A 17169-nucleotide genomic window follows, 5' to 3' on the forward strand; every position below is an offset into this window, starting at 1 on the left:
CCGGTTGACGTGGGTCCTAGACAAGCCACACCTCAACCGGAGGTTCTCCCCACGTCAACCAGAACCTTCCGCTACCAACGTCCTGGCCAAATACAGCTAGTGCGTGGGCGCGAGGGGCGTGAAGTCGCGGGCGGCGACGAACGGGGGACGCGGCGCGGCCGCGGCATACGGTTCCCGCAAGGTGTTCTCCACGCTGTTGAAGACCACGAAAACGTTGGCCCGCGGGTAGGGGGTGATGTTGTCGGCGGATCCGTGCATCAGGTTGGCGTCGAACCACAGCGCGTGGCCGGCAGGACCGGTGAACTGGTCGATCCCGTGGGCCGCCGCCAGGCGCGTGATCGTGGCCTCGTCGGGCACACCGACCTGCTGTTCCTTGAGGGAATCGCGGTAGTGGTCCCCCGGCGTGGCGCCGGCGCACTGCGCGAACTCCCGGTGGGAACCGGGCATCACCATCAGGCCGCCGTTGAAGGGGTAGTTGTCCGTCAGTGCCAGTGACATGCTGACCGCGCGGGGAACGGGCATGCCGTCTTCGGCGTGCCAGGTCTCGAAGTCGGAGTGCCAGTAGAAACCCTTGCCGCGGAAGCCGGGCATGCAGTTGATCCGGCTCTGGTGCACGTACACCTCCGAGCCGAGCAGTTGCCGGGCCCGGTCCAGCACCCGGGGATCGCGCACCAACCGTGCGATGAGCCGGCTGATGCGGTGGACCTCGAAGATCGACCGCACCGCGCCGGAAGCCTTCTCCCGCACCACGCGTTCGTCCGCTGCCAGCGTCTCGTCGGCGCACAGCCGGTCCAGCTCCGCGCGCAGCACGTGCAGTTCCTCGTCCGTGACCGACGACGGGACGATCGAATACCCCCGTTCGGCGTGCGCGGCCAGCTCGGCCGGGGTGAACGGCTCGCGCAGCCGGCCCGGCCACACCACGGGCACCTCCCGGCGCAGCAACGCCGGCTCGCCGCCGATCCGCGTCGGATATCTGTCTTCGGTCTTGGTGCCCGTCATCCGTCCCAGCTCCTTCCGAACCCGAACGGAATCCACATTAACGGGAAAATTCCGGAGATCGGCAGGAACTGCGCCCGCCCGGTTCGATTGCCGGACGGCGGGGTATCGCGCGTGGTCACCCGCCTTGGCGCGGCACGCCGTCGTGAAAAAGACGCCGCCGGACCGTCGAACTGATCGACAATTCCTTCGCCGGCACCCCTCGCATGCTTGCGTAACCCGGGAACCCGGCCCGGCTCGCGATCCCGGCCGCGGAGTCTTCCCGGTCGGCAGTGGTGGCGCCGAACAGGGCCACGGATCGATTTCGGCTGCCGGGCCGGCGCGGTGAAAAGTTCGTCGTGAAAAGTTTCCGGCTCGGCACCCGATCAGACAGAAAGGTGATTTCTCGCGCGTTGCCTGATCAGCGTTTTGTGGTGATCGTGGTGACCGGCAGGCCGAACCGGCGCTCGGCCTGGTGTGGCAGGTCGGCCCGGAGCCAGCGCGAGGCGCGCCGGGGCAGCGTGGCCACGATGATCTCGTCGAACTCGCGGCCCGCGAGCACCTTCTCGATGGCTTCGAGCGGCTGGGCGCTCCCGAGGCCGCCGTCCGCCTGGACCTTCCGGGCGGCGAGGTCGGCGAGCACTTGGTCCAGCCGTTGCCGGGCCTGCGTGGTCGCCTCCTCGTCGGAGGCGGGCCGGCCGAAGTCCAGCACGACGCTGGGCATCGGCATCAAGCCACCGGCGGCGGGCACCGTGTGGTACTGCGCGGCGGCGGTGTTCGGGACGAGCACGTAGAAGGAGCTCGGCCCCGCCTCGATCCTCTTGTGGAGCTCTTTCTGCAGCTCCGGACCCAGCAGGGTCTGGTTCGCGACCACGAGGTAACTACGCATGACGACCACCCACCCGGTCAGCCCTTGACACACTGTGCAATCTCATGATAGGTCGCCGCACCTACCGCGGTCTACGGGCGAAGGGCCGCAGCGGTCGCGGTAGAGCCGACGTGGAACCCACGCGCAATCCGGGCCAATATGTCCACAAAGGACTCCCCGGTCGAGAATCCCGGCCGGCGCCTGGAACCCGCCCGGCTCACCGCACATGGGACAGGTCCGCGGCGCCCACGAGGCCGGCCTCGTTGCCCAGCTCGGCGATCCGTACCTTCGCGGCGGGTCGGTGTCCGCGGCCGGTGAGGTTCTTGCGGAAGACGGCCTCCGTCGGCGCGCGCAGAATCTCCCCGGCCTCGCACACGCCGCCGGCGATGACGAACATGCCCGGGTCGAGGATCGCGGCCAGCGCGGCCATCCCGCGCCCGAGCCACTTGCCCAGCTCGTCGAAGCAGTTCAGGGCGGTCACGTCGCCCGACTGCGCAGCCTCGGTGACGAGGTGGCCGGTGATGCCCGCCGGACGTCCGCCGGCGAGCCGCAGCAGCTCCTGGGCCATCGAGGGCGCGACCGTCGCCTGCTCCTGCGCCTCGAGCACCAGCGCACGCCCGCTGCCGTACTGCTCCCAGCAGCCGTGCAGGCCGCATCCGCAGCGCCGTCCGTCGGGGACGATGGTGAAGTGCCCGATCTCGGCGGCCAGCCCGAAGCGGCCCCGGTAGAGCTTCCCGTCGAGGACGACCCCGCCGCCGATCCCGGTCCCGATGGTCAGGATGACGACGTGGCTCTCGCCGCGGGCGGCGCCGAACCGGGCCTCGGCCCACGCGGCGGCGTTGGCGTCGTTCTCCACGATCACCGGCACGCCGAGCCGGTCCTCCAGCGACTCCCGCAAATGCTCGTCCCGCCAGGCGAGATTCGGCGCGAACATCACGGTCGACCGCTTCTCGTCGACGAACCCCGCCGCGCCGAGGCCGACCCCGACCACGGTGTACTCGCTGGTCAGCTCGCGAACGGCGTCGGCGATGGAGTCCTGGGTCTTCGACGGGTCGTCGGCGGGCGTCGGACGCCGGGTGCGCGCGACGATGTGCCCGCTCTCGTCGACCACCCCCGCGGCGATCTTGGTGCCCCCGATGTCGACGCCGATGGCGAGGGTCCCCTCGGCGGCCTCGTGCAGCGGCCGGGGAACCGCCTCCGCCGCCGGGCTGCTCATGGCGCCCGCCCGGTCAGGACGTGGCGGCCGAGCGCCGCGACGTCGATCTCGTCGAGGGAGGTCACCACGAGGTCGGCCCGCGCGGCCGCGAGCAGCGCCTCGTCGTCGGCCCTGGCGATGCCCAGCGCCGCCATCCGGCCGGCCTTCGCGGCCTCGATGCCACTGGCCGCGTCCTCGACGACGAAGCAGTCTTCGGGGGCGACGCCGAGCTCGGCCGCGCCGGTCAGGAAGATCTCCGGATGCGGCTTGCCGTGGGCGAAGTCGCGGCCCGAGATGTCCGCGTCGAACGAGTCGAGCAGGCTCAGTCCGGGCGTCACGAAGCCGGCGGAAAGGCCGTTCTGCGCGGCGAAGGTGTCGAGGCGGATCTGCCGGAGGAAAAGCCCGGCGTTCTTCGACGACGACGCGGCCGCGGTCGGGATGCCCGCCGCCTTCACCGCGAGGACGAAGCGCAGCGCGTCGGGATAGGCCTCGAACTCGCCGGCCTCGATGAGCTTGATGACCATTTCCTGTTTGTGCGCACCGTAGAGCTCGACGCGCGCCTTCGCGTCGGGCACCTCGAAGTACTCCAGAGCGGCCAGCGCTCCGGCGGCCCGGGGTTTGCCGGACATCACCTGCTGGTAGACCTGCGGAGTGAAGCGGTCGTCCGACCACGTGGTCCGGTCGCAGATGTCGGCCCACTCGGTCTCCATCAGCTCACGCAGCGAGTCCTTCCAGGCCCGCTCGTGCGGGGAGTCGACGAGCACGCCGTCGACGTCGAAGATCGCGCCCTCAAAGCCTTTCGCCATGGTGGCTCCCTTCCGCGTGGCCGGCATGGCTTGCCACCGCCGCCGGCGCGGGCTCGGCGGACACGGTGAAGACCCGGCTGTCCCCCGCCCCGAGCTCGTGGACCTCGTCCCCGACGCCGACGAAGACCGGCCCGCGGAAACCCTGCGGGAGCGCGAAGACGGTCAGCTCGTCGCCCGTGATCGACACCCGCAGCGGTACGCCGCGGTACTGCATCGGGAAAACCAGGCCGTCGAGCCGGTTGAGCTGGGTCGGCGCGAAGAACAGGACGCCGTCCCGCACGGCGCTGCCGACGTAGTAGCGCTGCAGCAGGTCCAAGGTCCCGGACATGACACCCATGTGGATGCCTTCCTTCGTCGTTCCTCCTTGGACGTCACCGATGTCGCTCTCCAGCGCCACGATGAACCGATCCCAGGAACTCTTCGGGTCCAGTGCGGCGAGCACGCCGGCGTGGGTGACGAGACTCAGCGTCGAACCGTGGGAGGTGCGCCGGTCGTAGTAGTCGATCGTGCGCCGGGCCAGCTCCGCATCGTGCTCGTAGCCGAGCCGGTGGAAGAGCGTGCGCAATTCCTCGCCGGAGAACAGGAAGAACAACATGACCGCGTCGGCCTGCTTGGCCAGTTTGAACCGGTCGGGATCTTCGCCCTCGGCCTTGAGGATCCGGTCCAGCCGCTGGATGTTCGCGTGCTCGGCCCGGTAGTGCTCCCAGTCGAGCTCGTCGAGGTCCTGGTAGCCCTCGAACTGGCTGATGACGCCGTCCGGGTGGAACGGCACGTACATCTTGCGGCTCATCTCGTCCCACGTGCGCAGCTCGTCATCGGTCAGTCCGAGGCGGGCGCTCAGCGCGGCGCGGCGGCTGGCCGGCAACAGCCTCAGCACCCGCGGAGCGGTACCGGCGATCCAGGCCACCATCACGTTGGTGTACGCGTTGTTGCGCAAACCGCCTTCTTCGCTGCCGGGATGGCGCTCGTGGAACTCGTCGGGTCCCATCACGCCGTGGATCTCGTAGCGGTCGCGTTCCGGGTTGTACCGCGCGATCGAGGCCCAGAACCGCGCGATCTCGAGCATCAGCTCGGCGCCGTAGTCGCGCAGGAACTCCCGGTCGTCGGTGGCCTGGTAGTACTGCCAGACGTTGTAGAAGATGGCCGCGTTGACGTGCCGCTGGTTGTGGCTGAGATCGGGGTCCCACGAACCGGAGAGCGGGTTGAGGTGGACGACCTGGGTCTCTTCGGTGCCGTCACTTCCGCTCTGCCACGGGAACATCGCGCCGCGGAAGCCCGCTTCCCGCGCGGCGGCACGCGCTTCGGCGAGCCGGCGATAGCGGTAGAGGAGCAAGCTGCGCGTGATGGTGGGCAGCCGGAAGTTGAGGAACGGGTAGATGAAGAGCTCGTCCCAGAACACGTGCCCGCGGTAGGCCTCGCCGTTGAGCCCCCGGGCCGGGACACCCGCGTCGTGACGTGCGGTGTGCCGGGAGCAGACCTGCAGCACGTGCGCCACGTGGAACCGCAGCAGCAGCTCGACCCGGGGTTCCCGCGGGAGCTGGAGATCGGACACCGCCCACAGCTCCCGCCACGCCGACGCGTGTTCCACGAGTGCCTCGGCGAAGTCCGGGTAGCGCAGGACGCCCCGGCCCGCGGCCGCCAGCGTCTCGGTGATCGCGTTGTCGTGCGAGGTGAACAGCGACACCATCTTCTCGACCCGGACCGGACGGCCCCGCGCCACGTCGAAGGTGATGACCTGCTGGATGTAGTCGTCCATCTGATCCAGGGCGCGCTCCACCGGAAGCTGCTCGTCGTCGAGGAAGACGCGGGTGCGCGCGGCCTCGGTGACGTAGATGTCCGACTGCCGGGTCTGCACCTTCAGCGCGATGGTCTCCGGACCGAAAGTACGCGGAGACACCGGGTCGAGGTGCCGTCCCTCGAGCTCGCGGTAGCGGGCGACCTGCTGGTTGGTCACCCGGCCGTCGAGCCCGGAGATCACCTCGACGCGACCCGACCAGTTCTCGGGCGTCAGCGTCCACTCGATACCGGCCTGGTGGCTGTGGGCCATGCTCACGAACCTGCGGCTGCGCAACGTCGTCTCCCGGCCGGCGCGGTCGCGGAAGCGCAGGACCCGTTGCACCATCGCGAGCCGGATGTCGTAGGAGTGCTCGTAGGAGATCAGGTCGACGTTGCCGAGCCGGATCGCCTCCTCGCCCTCGATGCGCAGCTTGAGCACCAGCCAGTTCGGCAGGTTGACCAGGTCCTCGTTCTGCACCGGCCGGCCCCCGAGGATGGTGGTTTCGCGGTTGAAACCACCGTGGGCGTAGGTGCCCGGATAGTGGATCTTGTCGGCGTCCTCCCACTCGGCCGCGCCGCGGGTGCAGAAGTACCCGTTGCCCGTGGACGTCAGCGACTCCCGCAGCCCTTCGGTGCCGGGATCGAAGTGGTCGTAGCCGACCACGCAGTCGGATTTCCGCTCGTCTCGGGGTTCGCCCTCGCCGACGGCCAGAGTGGACAGCAGCTGCGCCACCTCTTCCGGGGAGGAGAGCGCGAAGTCGGCCGACGTGCCGCGATCGGCCACCTCGGGGTCGGCGGCCCGTCCGACGAAGATGCCGACGCCGCCGCGATCGGCCAGTGCCCGAAAGGCGTCCTCGTCGGTGATGTCGTCGCCGAGGTAGATCGGGACCACGTCCGGCGAGTCCAGGTGCAGGGCGCGGAGCAGGTGGAGGACGGCTTTGCCCTTGTGCCAGTCGATCTTGGGCTGAAGCTCGTAGACCATCTTGCCCGGCGTCATCTTCAGCCGATCCGGATGCTCGGCGAGGAGTGTCTCGACCACGGTGGTGATCCGCTGCCGCCCGTCCGGGTCGACGAGCCGGTAGTGCACCGCGACCGAGGCCTTCTTCGGTTCGATCACCACGCCCGGGATCGAGCCGGTTTCGGTGCGCAGGCGATCGGTGACCTCGCCGATGACGTCCTCGAACCCGCTCGCGGCGTCGTGGTGGATCTCGCCGGCGGCCGGGCTCCAGATGTCGAAGCCGTGGCTGCCGGCGACCACGAGGTCATCGATTCCCATCAACCGCTGCACGTCGAGCCGGTCACGCCCGCTGACCACGCAAACCGGGCAGCGCATCGCCAGCGCGCGCACCGTTTCCCGCATGCGCTCGGAGATCAGGGCGTCCTCGGGGTGGTCCACGATCGGGGCCAGCACACCGTCGTAGTCGAGGAACACCGCCGGGCGCCGGCCGGCCAGCCGCTCGGCGAACCGATCACCGTCACGCAGCGCGTGGGGAAGTTCCCGGACTTTCGACGTCGGCTCGGTCATGGTCAGGCCATCTCCTCCAGCTCACGCCCCTTCGTCTCCTTGACGAACTTGAACACGAAGAAGATCGACAGGAAGGCGAAGAAGGTGTAGACGCCGTAAGCAAGTCCCAGCCCGACGTCCGACAATGCCGGAAAGGTCGTGGAAATGGCGAAGTTGGCCAGCCACTGCGCCGCCGCGGCGACGGACAGGGCCATCGCGCGGATCTTGTTGCTGAACATCTCACCGAGCAGCACCCACACCACGGGGCCCCACGTCGCGCCGAAGAACACGACGTAGACGTTGGCGGCGATGAGCGCGATCGGCCCGGCCGAACCCAGGTCCGGCGTGCCGTTCACGACCGGCGCGGTGCCGAAGAGCAGGGCGAGGACGCCGAGACAGACGAACTGGCCGATCGAGCCGATCACCAGCAGCGGCTTGCGGCCGATGCGGTCGACCAGCGCGATGGCGATGACTGTGGTGAGGATGTTGGTCACCGACGTGATCACGGTGATCGCCAGTGCGTTCTGCTCGCTGAACCCCACCGCCTGCCACAGCACCGAGGAGTAGTAGAAGATCACGTTGATGCCGGTGAACTGCTGGAAAATCGACAGCCCGATGCCGATCCAGACGATCGGCAGCAACCCCAGCCGCGGGCCACGGACGGTCACGAAGCCGGTGCGTTCGGTCTTTCCCCTGACCGTCCGGATGATCTCCGTGATCCGCGCGTCGACGTCTCCGCCGACGAACCGCCGCAGCACCTCGGCCGCTTTGGCCAGCTGCTCCTTCTGGACCAGGTGCCGCGGTGACTCCGGGATCGTCAAGGCCAGCAGGCCGTAGGCGAGGGCGGGAATCAGCAGCGACAGGAACATCCACCGCCACGTCGCGAGGCCGAACCACAGCGGATCCGACGCGCCGCCCGATCCGGCGACCAGTGCGTAGTCCACGAGCAACGCCACGAAGATGCCGGACACGATGGCCAGCTGCTGCAGCGAGCCCAGCCTGCCGCGCAGGTGCGCCGGCGAGATCTCCGCGATGTAGGCGGGAGCGATCACCGATGCGGCACCGACGCCGAGACCTCCGACCAGCCGCCAGAACGCGAGTTCCCAGATCGAGAACGAGAAGCCGCTGCCCACCGCGCTGATCGCGAACGCGATCGCCGCGAGCCACATGACGCGGATCCGGCCGTAGCGGTCCGCGATCGCACCCGCGAACCAGGCGCCGATCGCGCAGCCGATCAGCGCCGCGGCGACCGCGAACCCGAGGACGAAGGGCGACGCGTTGAAGGTTTCCCCGACCGCCTTGACCGCGCCGTTGATCACCGCGGTGTCGTAGCCGAAGAGGAAACCGCCGAGCGCCGCCGTCGCGGCGACGAGCACGGTGCGCCCGGTACTCGGGGTGGGATAGCTGACCCGATGCGCAGGATTGCCCAGCGGCCAAGGGGGTTCGCTCGACGGTGGCGGTTCCTCCGGTGTGGTCCCCATGTGGACCTCCCCCGCGCGAGGGTCTCCGAGGCAGGCTGCGCTCGACGGCTCCCTCACGCCTCTCTCCAGAGTGTGTCCTGGTTCACATTCCGTCAAGAGGGCCGCCGCCCGCGTAATTTGCACCCGGCGGGCGGCCGGTCGTGCCGGAGCCGACGGCCGAGGCTCGCTCGGTTCGCCTGGTCCGGGTGAGGCCGGACCCGGGCTCTGCCCCGGATGCTGCACTGGTGGGGAGGTTCGAGCGGAAACCATTGCCGAAGCAGGACGCCCGCGGTACGCGGCGCGTCGTGCACGCCGCTGACCTGCGCATCGAAGCGTGGGGACCGACGCGGGAAGCGTGTCTGGCGGAAGCCGTCCGGGCCCTGGTGGAGAGTTTCGCCCGGACCCGGCTGCACCGCGGGTCCACGGCCTGGTCGTTCGAGGTCTGCGGCGCGACCGACGGTTCGGTGCTGGTCGCGTTGCTCGACAAGGTCATCCTCACGATGCGGACTCGGTGCCTGATCCCGGTCACCGCCGAGGGGATCGTCGTGGACGGCTCGACGGTGCGGCTGCGCTGCCAGATGACCGACCTCGGCTCCGTCATCCCGACCGGGGCGATTCCGAAGGCCGTGTCCCGGCGGGAGGTCCGCTGCGAGCGCACCGAACGCGGCTGGCGGTGCGCGGCCCGGATCGACGTGTGAGCCGCCGCGAGGTCAGGCGGCTCCGCGCCGGTCCTGGAGGATCACCAGTGCGGGCCGCGCGTGGCTGCGCGCAACCGTTCGTCCCGTAAGGCGTCGACCTCCGGCAGAGCCAGCGGTGCCGGCGGGGTACCGAGCACCCATTCCAGGAGCCGGTCGGCCAGCGCCGGGTTGCGCGCCAGCACCGGGCCGTGGAGGTAGGTCGCCAGTATCCGGCCGGTACCCGCGCCCTCGGTGCCGTCCCCGTTGCCGACGCCGGCGCGGACCGAGCCGAGCGGACAGCTGCCGGGGCCGACGAGCGTGCGGCCCAGGTGGTTCTCGAAGCCGGTGAGGGGTTGTGCCGTCAGCTCGGGTTGGACGTCGACGACGATTTCCCCCACCGCACGCCGCCGTCCCGGAGCCGACACCACGTCGAGCAGGCCCAGCCCGCGGTGGGAGACGGTGTCGGGCGTCGTGAAGGTCATGCCGAGGATCTGAAGCCCGGCGCAGACACCGAACACGACGGCACCACGCGTGACCGCCCGCTGTAGTCCGGGGTGCCCGTGCAGGTCCGCCGCCGCGAGAGCTTGGGCGTCGTCTTCGCCGCCGCCCAGCAGGTACAGGTCGAGCGAACACGGCACCGCCTCGCCGTGGCGGGTCTCCGTCACGCTCGCGGCGATGCCCCGCCACTGCAATCGCCGCCGCAGCACCTGGGCATTGCCGCCGTCGCTGTAGGTGCCGAGGATGTCGGGCAGCAGCACCCCGATCCGCACGGCCGACTCAGCCATCGCCGAGCTGCCGCCGGAGATCACGGAAAGCCGTGTAGTTCGCGACGAGCTCGACCGGGCCGGGCGCCGGCAGTGAGGCGACCGCGGCGAACGGACTGGGACAGAGCGTGTGCCGCACCTCGGCGTAGGTGAGGCGGACGGCCAGATCGGTCGCCCGGTCGCCGGAGGCCACGACCTGGCGTCCGCGCAGCTGCTCGAACCGCACGTCCCACAGCCACGACATGTCCCGCCCGTCGGCCTCACCGCTGTTCACCGCGATCACGACCGGCGACCGGGAGTCGAGCAGCGGCAACGTTTCCTCCCAGCACGCCGGGTTCTTCGCCAGCATGACCCGCACACTGTGCCCGGACACCCAGGCCTGGCGGTAGCGGCCGGCGACGTCGGCGATCGGGCGCAGCTGCGCGACGGCCACCTCCGGCGAGACACCGAGCCGCGCGGCGGTGGCGACCGCGATCGCGGCGTTGGCGGCGTTCGCCCGGCCCGGCAGGCGGAGGCCGAGCTCGATCTTCGAGCCCGCCGCGGTTTCCACCGCATCACCGGTCAGTGTCCACAACGGATCCGGCCGGGCAAGACCACACGCACAGTGCCAGCCGGTGGTTTGCCGCACCACGGCTCGGCCGCAGCGGGCGCAGGCCACGGCGTCGGCGTGCCACCGCCCTCCCGCGCCGACCCACACGGGGTGCGCGGAGCCCAGCGCGGCCGAGGTGACCAGCGGATCGTCGCAGTTGGCGACCACGGTCGTGTCCGGCAGCGCCGCGGCGATCGCCCGCAACGCCCGTTCCGTCGTCCGGACCTCGCCGACCCGGTCCAGCTGGTCCCGGCTGAGGTTGAGCAGCACGAGGCACGCCGGGCGCACCTGCGCGGCAACAGCGGGCACGTACGTCTCGTCGACCTCGAGAACCGCCAGGGCGGCCCGATGCTTGCCCACCAGGGCGGCGACCACCCCGTCGGTCATGTTCGCGCCGTCGCTGTTCGTGGCCACCTCGCCCAGCGTCCCCAGGATCCGGCTGAGCATGAGCGCGGTGGTGGTCTTGCCGTTGGTGCCGGTCACCAGCACCACCGTCCGACCGCCGCCGATCCGGCTCAGCACGCGAGGATCCAGCGCGAGTGCGATCCGCCCGCCGATGACGCCGCCGCTGCCGAGGCCCATGCCCCGCGACATCGCCGCACCGAGCCGCCCGGCCGCCACCGCCAGCCACGTCCGCACCGGCAGCCGCCGCGGCACGCCCGGCACGACGGCCGGCGCACCGACGGCACACGATGATTCGGGGCTCACGCACGGCCTCCTTCGCGCTTGGTCGCCGTCCCCCTCGTCCGCCTTGGCCGGGCGCTGAGACGACGGCACGTCCGATGCGAACCGGGCGGCGTGTTCGGTTGACCCACCAGCGTACGTCGGGACGCATCGGTGCGCGTTCGAGTACGGACGGCGGGCGCTGTCCTAGTTGCCCTGTTTGTCCGTAGTGGCCGCGGACTTGCCGCCGTGTGCCAACCCGCGATCGTCCTTCACGCGGTGAATCACTGGCGAGGCGGCATTTTCAGACCCGCTCCGGGCGTATCCACTGGGTGCGCTCCTGCCGCGTCCGCTGGGCGGCATCCCGGGCGAGAGCAACCGCAGCCCCCACTGCCCGAAGTCGACATCCGCGAAGATTCGCGAACTCCCGCTGATCGACCACAGCCGCAGCAGCTCGTTCGGAACTTCTGCTCCGGGCCACGCACTCAGGCTGCGGTTGGCGAGGAGCTGTTCGCGCGCATCCACAGGACGACGTCAAGACAGCGCAGCAGACTGATGTCGTCCACGTCGCCGGCCTCGGCGCGCAGGTCCGCTACGGCGGCTGCGCGCGCCCCGTCGGCGTGGAACCACGTCCACAGACACGCCCAGATGCTGTCCGGCCGGCCGAGAACCGCTTTGACCCGGCTGTCGTAGACCGGCAGCAGGCGCGGCCGCTTCCGGGCCAGCAGCTTGTTGGCCGTGACCCACCTGTCCTTGCCACCACAGCGCTTGAACAGTTGCCAAAGCTGCGTCGCCGCCGACGCTTCGCTGTAGACCTCCCACGGTGCCTCGTGCATCGACAGATCGGAAGGGATCGCCGCAAGGAGCGCGGAGATCTCCGCGGCGTGAGTCATCGTCACATCGACGGCGACGTCGGCCAGGTCGGTGATGCCGAGGAAGTTGAGCGCGAGGACATCGCACTCGGTGACAGTGTCGGCGAAAACGGGCTGGTCTCCGGTACCGGCGAATCGCTCGAACCATCGACCGGTGTACCGCGGTGCACCGTCGTCCTGATTGAAGTACCGGCCCAGCGACGCCACCGACTCGGCTCGATCTGTGCCGCGGACGCAGCGATCGAGCAGACCGTGCTCGCGCGGGTAGGCCTGGGCCGACGGAACCCGCCTTGAAGTCGAATGCACCTGCACGCCCCTCACCACAGCTGGTCGTGAGGTGACGTCTCGGGTGTCACGCTGATCGTTACGACGGGGCGAACCAATTGACTGCCCTCAGTGGACGAACCCCGGAAGCAACCCGAGAGCAGGAACCACCACCCCCGTGCACACCGTCATGGAGACGACGTTGCCGACGAACGGGTGGATCGTGGCGGGGAGCCGGCGGGAGGTGTACGCCGCGAGGGGTGGGGCGAGGATCGCGCCCAGGATGGCGCCGGCAGCGATGGACGGGGCGGTCGGGCCGTACGTCAGGACGACGGCGGGTGCGACGGACACCAGGGGGACGAAAGTCGGGTACCAGCCGTGGCGGGCCCACTGGCGGTGGTAGAGCAGGACGCCGAGTGTGGAGGTCAGGACCTGCGTGGTGAGCAGCGCCGGGAGCAGCGCGGTGCCATGGACCGGAGTCAGCGGGTTGAGCAGGTACGTGAGCAGCGTGCCGGCGAGCAGGCCGGCCGAGCTGATTTCGTTGCCGTGGAACGGGGCTTCGGTGAAGTCGGCCAGGACGCGGCGGAGGACCCACGCCGGTCCTTGGCGGGGCGGATCGACCGGGCCGGGTGCCGGTGCCGGCCGGTGGGGGAACCACGGCAGGATCCGGCACAGGGGAAACGCGAGCAGCGCACTGAGCCACATGCTGCCGGCCGTGCCGATCGAGGTGGGCAGCCCCAGGGGATAGCACACGAACTGGACGAGCCCGATCGCGATCGGCGTCGTCAGGGTGGCGCCCAGGACGGCGCCGGTGAGGGCCACCCGCCAGCCCGGCCCGTAGAGCAGCACGACCGAGGGCGGGATGGACACGAACGCGACGAACGTCGGCTGCCACGCGCCCGTGGCGGGGATCGTCCAGCCCCACGCGAGGTTCGACAGCAGCAGCCCGAGCAGTGCCGAGCCGGTGAGCCACGGCCACAACCCGGTGCGGGCGGCGATCGGGAACCCGGCCCAGCGGCGCCGGCGCGTCGCGGCGACGTGGGCGAGCCAGCCGCCGGCGAGCAGGCCGAGCCCGCCGAGATCGGTTTTGAACGACTGCGCCTCGGTCGTGTCGCCGAGGCACCAGCGCAGGAATGACGGAAGCCGGGAGTACGCCCGCTCCTGCCACCCGTCGTAGCCGGGAAGCAGGTGCGGCAGCGAGCCGCTGACCGCGGAGAGCAGGTAGGCGAGACCGGCCGTCACGGCCACGAGCGCACCGCCCGCGAGCCAACGGCCCAGCGCGCGTCCGGCCGTGCGCGCGGGGAGCTGGGTGGTCATGACGCCGGTGATCGGCGACCGGCCGAGAAACGTGCCACCGCTTTCCTCACCGACCCGGCTCGCTCCACCCCGTTGGTCCGTCCGGCCCGAAGCCGGGGACGAAACCTCGTATCCGCGTGATTCCGGTGTCCGTCCTTCGCGACCGAGCAGGAACCGTTGTCCCACCACGGCTTCCCGGCGGGCTCCGCCAGTCTGCCGGGAGTGGTGAACCGGGCTGCAGAGCGAAAACCGACCGGGTTCCCACAGATCCGGACATCGGTTCGGCACCGGGAGCCCTGGATGCCACGCTTCGGGCAACCCGGCGCTTCGGCAACCGCGCGCCGGGTTCGACGATTGAGAGGTCAGGACCGTGCCCAGCTCGAGGAACGTGGTGTTCGTCGTCTTCGACGGGGTGAAAAGCCTGGACGTGGCCGGGCCGGCCGAGGTCTTCGCCGAAGCGAACCTCTTCGGGGCGGACTACTCACTGTCCTATGTGTCACCTTCGGGCGAAGCCGTGGCCACCTCGACCGGGTCGACCATGCCCGTCGACGGTCCCGCCGACAGCGTGACGCGCGCGGACACCGTCGTGGTCTGCGGTGGCGACGTCCTCGTCGGCGCCCCCATCGATCCCGAGCTCGTGGCCGCCATCCGGGTGCTTCGCGAGCGGACCCGCCGGCTCGTCTCCATTTGCACGGGTTCCTTCGCCCTGGCCACCGCCGGCGCGTTGTCCGGGCGCCGGGCAACCACCCACTGGCGCCACGCGCGGCTTTTCGCCCGGGCGTTCCCCGACGTCGACGTGCACCCGGACGCGCTCTTCGTCGAGGACCGGGGGGTGTTCACGTCGGCGGGGGTGTCCGCCGGGATCGACCTCGCCCTGGCCCTGGTCGAGGCCGACAACGGCCCCGACCTCGCGCGGGCCGTGGCCCGGAACCTCGTCGTGTTCATGCAACGTCCCGGCGGCCAGTCGCAGTTCTCCGCCCCGCTGGAGATCAAGCCCGCCCGGACGCCGACGCTGCGAGACGTCGTCGATCTCATCTCCGCGGATCCCGGTCTGGATCACAGCGCCGGCCGGCTCGCCGACCGGGTCGGGGTGAGCACCCGGCACCTCATCCGGCTCTTCCACGCGGAGTTCGCCATGACGCCGGCGAGGTACGTCGAGAAGGTCAGGCTCGATCACGCGAAGTCGCTGCTGGATTCAGGGCACAACGTCGAAGAGGCGGCGGCGGGAGCGGGGTTCGGCAGCCCGGAGACGATGCGCCGCACCTTCGTGGCCCGGTTGGGGCTCTCGCCGAGTCAGTACCGCGACCGCTTCAAGAGCACGGGCAGGTCGTAGAGCCCGTCATCCGGCCGCGAAATTCAGGGCCAGACGAAGTGCCTTGCCCAAGGGTTTCGGAACGAGCAGCGCCATCCGGCCGTCGGGCAGTTCTTCGGCGTTCCGGCGAGCCAGCGCCGAAAGAGTGCGGTGGATGTCGTGGGACGGGTACCGGGCGTAGGCCTGACCGATGGCCCCGGGCGGCAGGTGCCACCTGCGGATGCCGGCGAGATCGGCCATGGCACCGCCTTGGACGTAGTAGCCGATCGGGTCCGTGGACCGGTCGAGGCCGGGTGTCGCGTGCGCGACCACGGCATCGGCGGCTTCGAGGGCTCGGCGGCGCGGCGCGCCGGCGCGCTCGAAAACCTCGAGGACGGTGTCCGCCGACCGCCGGGTGAAATCCTCCCCCGGCACGCTGACGAGCATTCCCGAGTCGTGCAGCAGTGCCGTCACGAAGAGAAGTTCCGCGTCGACCTCGGTCTGGTCCGCCTGGGCCAGCGCGGTTCCGAGCAGCCAGGTCCGGTAGCCGTGGAAGAGAAGCGTGGTGCCTTGCTTCTTGGCCGTCTCCACGGCGGTGCTCGCGACTTCGGTGTCGGGAAACTCCGGAACGAGCGGTTCCGCCGAACGTGGCCGTTGCATCGGCCACGTGAGGAAACCGCCGATCGTCTCCAGGACGAATTTCCGCATGCCGGCGCGGACGGTGGACCGCTCGGCGCGGGTCAGCACGCCGTTCGTTTCGCAGACCCAGGCGTAGCCGGCCATCGCCGAGGTCGATCCACTTGCTGCGTCGCCGCTTGCGCACACGAGGGGCTCCAGTGAGACGGGGGTTTCTGCTTCCACTTTTCGTGCTCGGCGAAGAGCCGGCCAGGCGGTGAGTGACCGGCGTCCCACACATTCGGACCCGGCTGAGCCGGACCGGCGAGATGGTCCGATTCCGTCCGGATCTGGGGGATTTTCGTCGGATTCCGCTCTTCAGTGCCGTGCGGGGCACGCAGACGCTGGAGCTGATCAACTCGACGCCACCACCGGAGGCACCGCACTTGACCCGCGAACTGTTCACCGACGAAGAACTCGTAGCGTTCAAGGCGGCGCAACGTCTCGCCTTCGACGCGGTTGTCGCGATCGAAGCCGAATTGCACGAAGGGATCACCGAGCAGCAGGCGGCCGGGAAGCTCGAGCGCTGGCTGCGTGCGCGTGGCGTTTCCCACTTCTTCCACTACGGCTTCGTGTGGTTCGGCGACCGTACCCGATTCAGGGACTTTCCGCCTCTTCCGCGCCGGGCCCGGGACCTCCTCGAGTCCAAGACGGCCCGGGGCAGTGGAACCTACCGGCCGAGCGGTCGCCGGCTGGCCCACGGCGACGCGGTCATCCTCGATGTCGGCCCCATCCATCGGGGTGGCGCCGCCGACATCGGGCACTCATGCACACTCGGCGAGCCGACGGAGGAATTCCACGAAACCCGAATGGCGCTCGCCGCCTTTCGCCCGATGATTCTGGAGCTGGTGCGCAAAGGCGACACCCAGGCCAGGATCGACAAAGCGGTGGACGAGTACACCCGAGATCACGGTTATGTGAACATCCACTCGATGTACCCCGGTTCCGCGATCGCGCATCGCGTCGGCCGGGTGCCCGGCCTGCGGCTGCCGACGTTCAACGTGAAGGGGTTCAGCCCGCAGACCGTCGGCTACCTGGCCGGCGACATCGTCGGATCGGCCCTGCGCCTGGACGTTCGCTCCGCGCCCTTCTGGAAGCCGAAGTCCGACCGGCCGTGCGAGCCGGGGTTGTGGGCGTTCGAGCCGCACATCGGCCGCGGCGAGGTCGGCGCCAAGTGGGGCGAGGTTCTCGTGGTGACCGAGGACACCGCCTACTGGCTCGACGACGACCTGCCGCACGTTCGGTATTGGGCTGACCACGGTGTCGCCCAGGACCTTTCCTGAGCGGCGACAGCACCGGCCGCTTTCCGCACTTCACCGTTCCCCCTGAGAAACACCATGACTTTCGACGATTCTTCTTTGCCGCCGGTGCTGCCTGAGGATGCCGCGGCCCCGGCCGCCGTGGTGGCGGGTTCGGTTCTGCTGCCGGGTGACGTGGGATACGACGATGAACGCGCCGTTTTCAACCTGAACCACGAGCTGGTGCCCGCGGTGA

The 17169-nt window shown here is 70.0% G+C and carries 14 protein-coding genes; 3 read left to right on the forward strand and 11 right to left on the reverse strand.

Features of this window, described 5'->3' with window-relative positions; translation table 11 throughout:
* Nucleotides 1-96: 96 nt before the first annotated feature.
* The 6 genes from thpD to ACFY1H_RS49370 all read right to left on the reverse strand — a co-directional run bounded on the left by thpD (nt 97) and on the right by ACFY1H_RS49370 (nt 8605).
* Nucleotides 97-999, reverse strand: a complete 903-nt coding sequence (gene thpD, locus ACFY1H_RS49345; RefSeq protein ID WP_386956757.1) for an ectoine hydroxylase — start codon at nt 997-999, stop codon at nt 97-99.
* 397 nt (nt 1000-1396) lie between these two features.
* Nucleotides 1397-1864, reverse strand: a complete 468-nt coding sequence (locus ACFY1H_RS49350) for a hypothetical protein (protein ID WP_366588876.1) — start codon at nt 1862-1864, stop codon at nt 1397-1399.
* Nucleotides 1865-2060: 196 nt separating this feature from the next.
* A complete protein-coding gene (locus ACFY1H_RS49355) occupies nt 2061-3059 on the reverse strand; it encodes an ROK family glucokinase (protein WP_366588873.1) in 999 nt (332 codons plus the stop codon).
* Entirely contained in the window at nt 3056-3844 is a 789-nt protein-coding gene (locus ACFY1H_RS49360; RefSeq protein ID WP_386956758.1) for an HAD family hydrolase, read from the reverse strand. The genes ACFY1H_RS49355 and ACFY1H_RS49360 overlap by 4 nt, the downstream gene beginning before the upstream one ends.
* Nucleotides 3828-7145, reverse strand: coding sequence for a trehalose-phosphatase (otsB, locus tag ACFY1H_RS49365; RefSeq protein ID WP_386956759.1), 3318 nt, complete (start codon nt 7143-7145; stop codon nt 3828-3830). Before otsB ends, ACFY1H_RS49360 begins: the two co-directional genes overlap by 17 nt.
* A 2-nt stretch (nt 7146-7147) precedes the next feature.
* Nucleotides 7148-8605: a sugar porter family MFS transporter gene (locus ACFY1H_RS49370; protein ID WP_366588865.1), complete on the reverse strand. Its 1458-nt coding sequence runs from the start codon at nt 8603-8605 to the stop codon at nt 7148-7150.
* A 224-nt stretch (nt 8606-8829) separates the two neighbouring features.
* Here ACFY1H_RS49370 and ACFY1H_RS49375 point away from each other — a divergent pair, with 224 nt between their 5' ends.
* On the forward strand, nt 8830-9282 hold the full coding sequence (locus ACFY1H_RS49375; protein WP_366588862.1) for an archease: 453 nt from the start codon (nt 8830-8832) through the stop codon (nt 9280-9282).
* Between the two features lie 41 nt (nt 9283-9323).
* Here the strand turns inward: ACFY1H_RS49375 and ACFY1H_RS49380 are convergent, their stop codons facing one another.
* From ACFY1H_RS49380 to ACFY1H_RS49395, 4 genes are all read right to left on the reverse strand, one after another.
* Complete coding sequence (locus ACFY1H_RS49380; protein WP_366588858.1) at nt 9324-10046, reverse strand: glutamine amidotransferase; 723 nt, start codon at nt 10044-10046, stop codon at nt 9324-9326.
* Nucleotides 10039-11322, reverse strand: a complete 1284-nt coding sequence (locus ACFY1H_RS49385) for a MurT ligase domain-containing protein (RefSeq protein ID WP_366588856.1) — start codon at nt 11320-11322, stop codon at nt 10039-10041. The genes ACFY1H_RS49380 and ACFY1H_RS49385 overlap by 8 nt, the downstream gene beginning before the upstream one ends.
* A 440-nt stretch (nt 11323-11762) precedes the next feature.
* Nucleotides 11763-12461: a DUF6308 family protein gene (locus ACFY1H_RS49390; RefSeq protein WP_386956760.1), complete on the reverse strand. Its 699-nt coding sequence runs from the start codon at nt 12459-12461 to the stop codon at nt 11763-11765.
* Nucleotides 12462-12542: 81 nt separating this feature from the next.
* Nucleotides 12543-13730 (reverse strand): hypothetical protein, encoded by a 1188-nt coding sequence (locus ACFY1H_RS49395; protein ID WP_386956761.1) that lies wholly within the window; start codon nt 13728-13730, stop codon nt 12543-12545.
* Between the two features lie 349 nt (nt 13731-14079).
* On the opposite strand from ACFY1H_RS49395, the gene ACFY1H_RS49400 reads away from it, so the two are divergent.
* Complete coding sequence (locus ACFY1H_RS49400) at nt 14080-15042, forward strand: GlxA family transcriptional regulator (RefSeq protein ID WP_386956762.1); 963 nt, start codon at nt 14080-14082, stop codon at nt 15040-15042.
* Nucleotides 15043-15048: 6 nt separating this feature from the next.
* On the opposite strand, the gene ACFY1H_RS49405 is transcribed toward ACFY1H_RS49400, so the two are convergent.
* A complete protein-coding gene (locus tag ACFY1H_RS49405; RefSeq protein WP_386956763.1) occupies nt 15049-15783 on the reverse strand; it encodes a hypothetical protein in 735 nt (244 codons plus the stop codon).
* A 113-nt stretch (nt 15784-15896) separates the two neighbouring features.
* Here ACFY1H_RS49405 and ACFY1H_RS49410 point away from each other — a divergent pair, with 113 nt between their 5' ends.
* The gene (locus tag ACFY1H_RS49410; RefSeq protein ID WP_386956764.1) at nt 15897-16958 is read left to right on the forward strand and encodes a M24 family metallopeptidase; all 1062 of its coding nucleotides are present in this window, start codon (nt 15897-15899) and stop codon (nt 16956-16958) included.
* Nucleotides 16959-17169: the final 211 nt, after the last annotated feature.

The organism is Amycolatopsis sp. NPDC001319, from assembly GCF_042896185.1.
In the GTDB taxonomy this organism is placed as follows: Bacteria; Actinomycetota; Actinomycetes; order Mycobacteriales; family Pseudonocardiaceae; genus Amycolatopsis.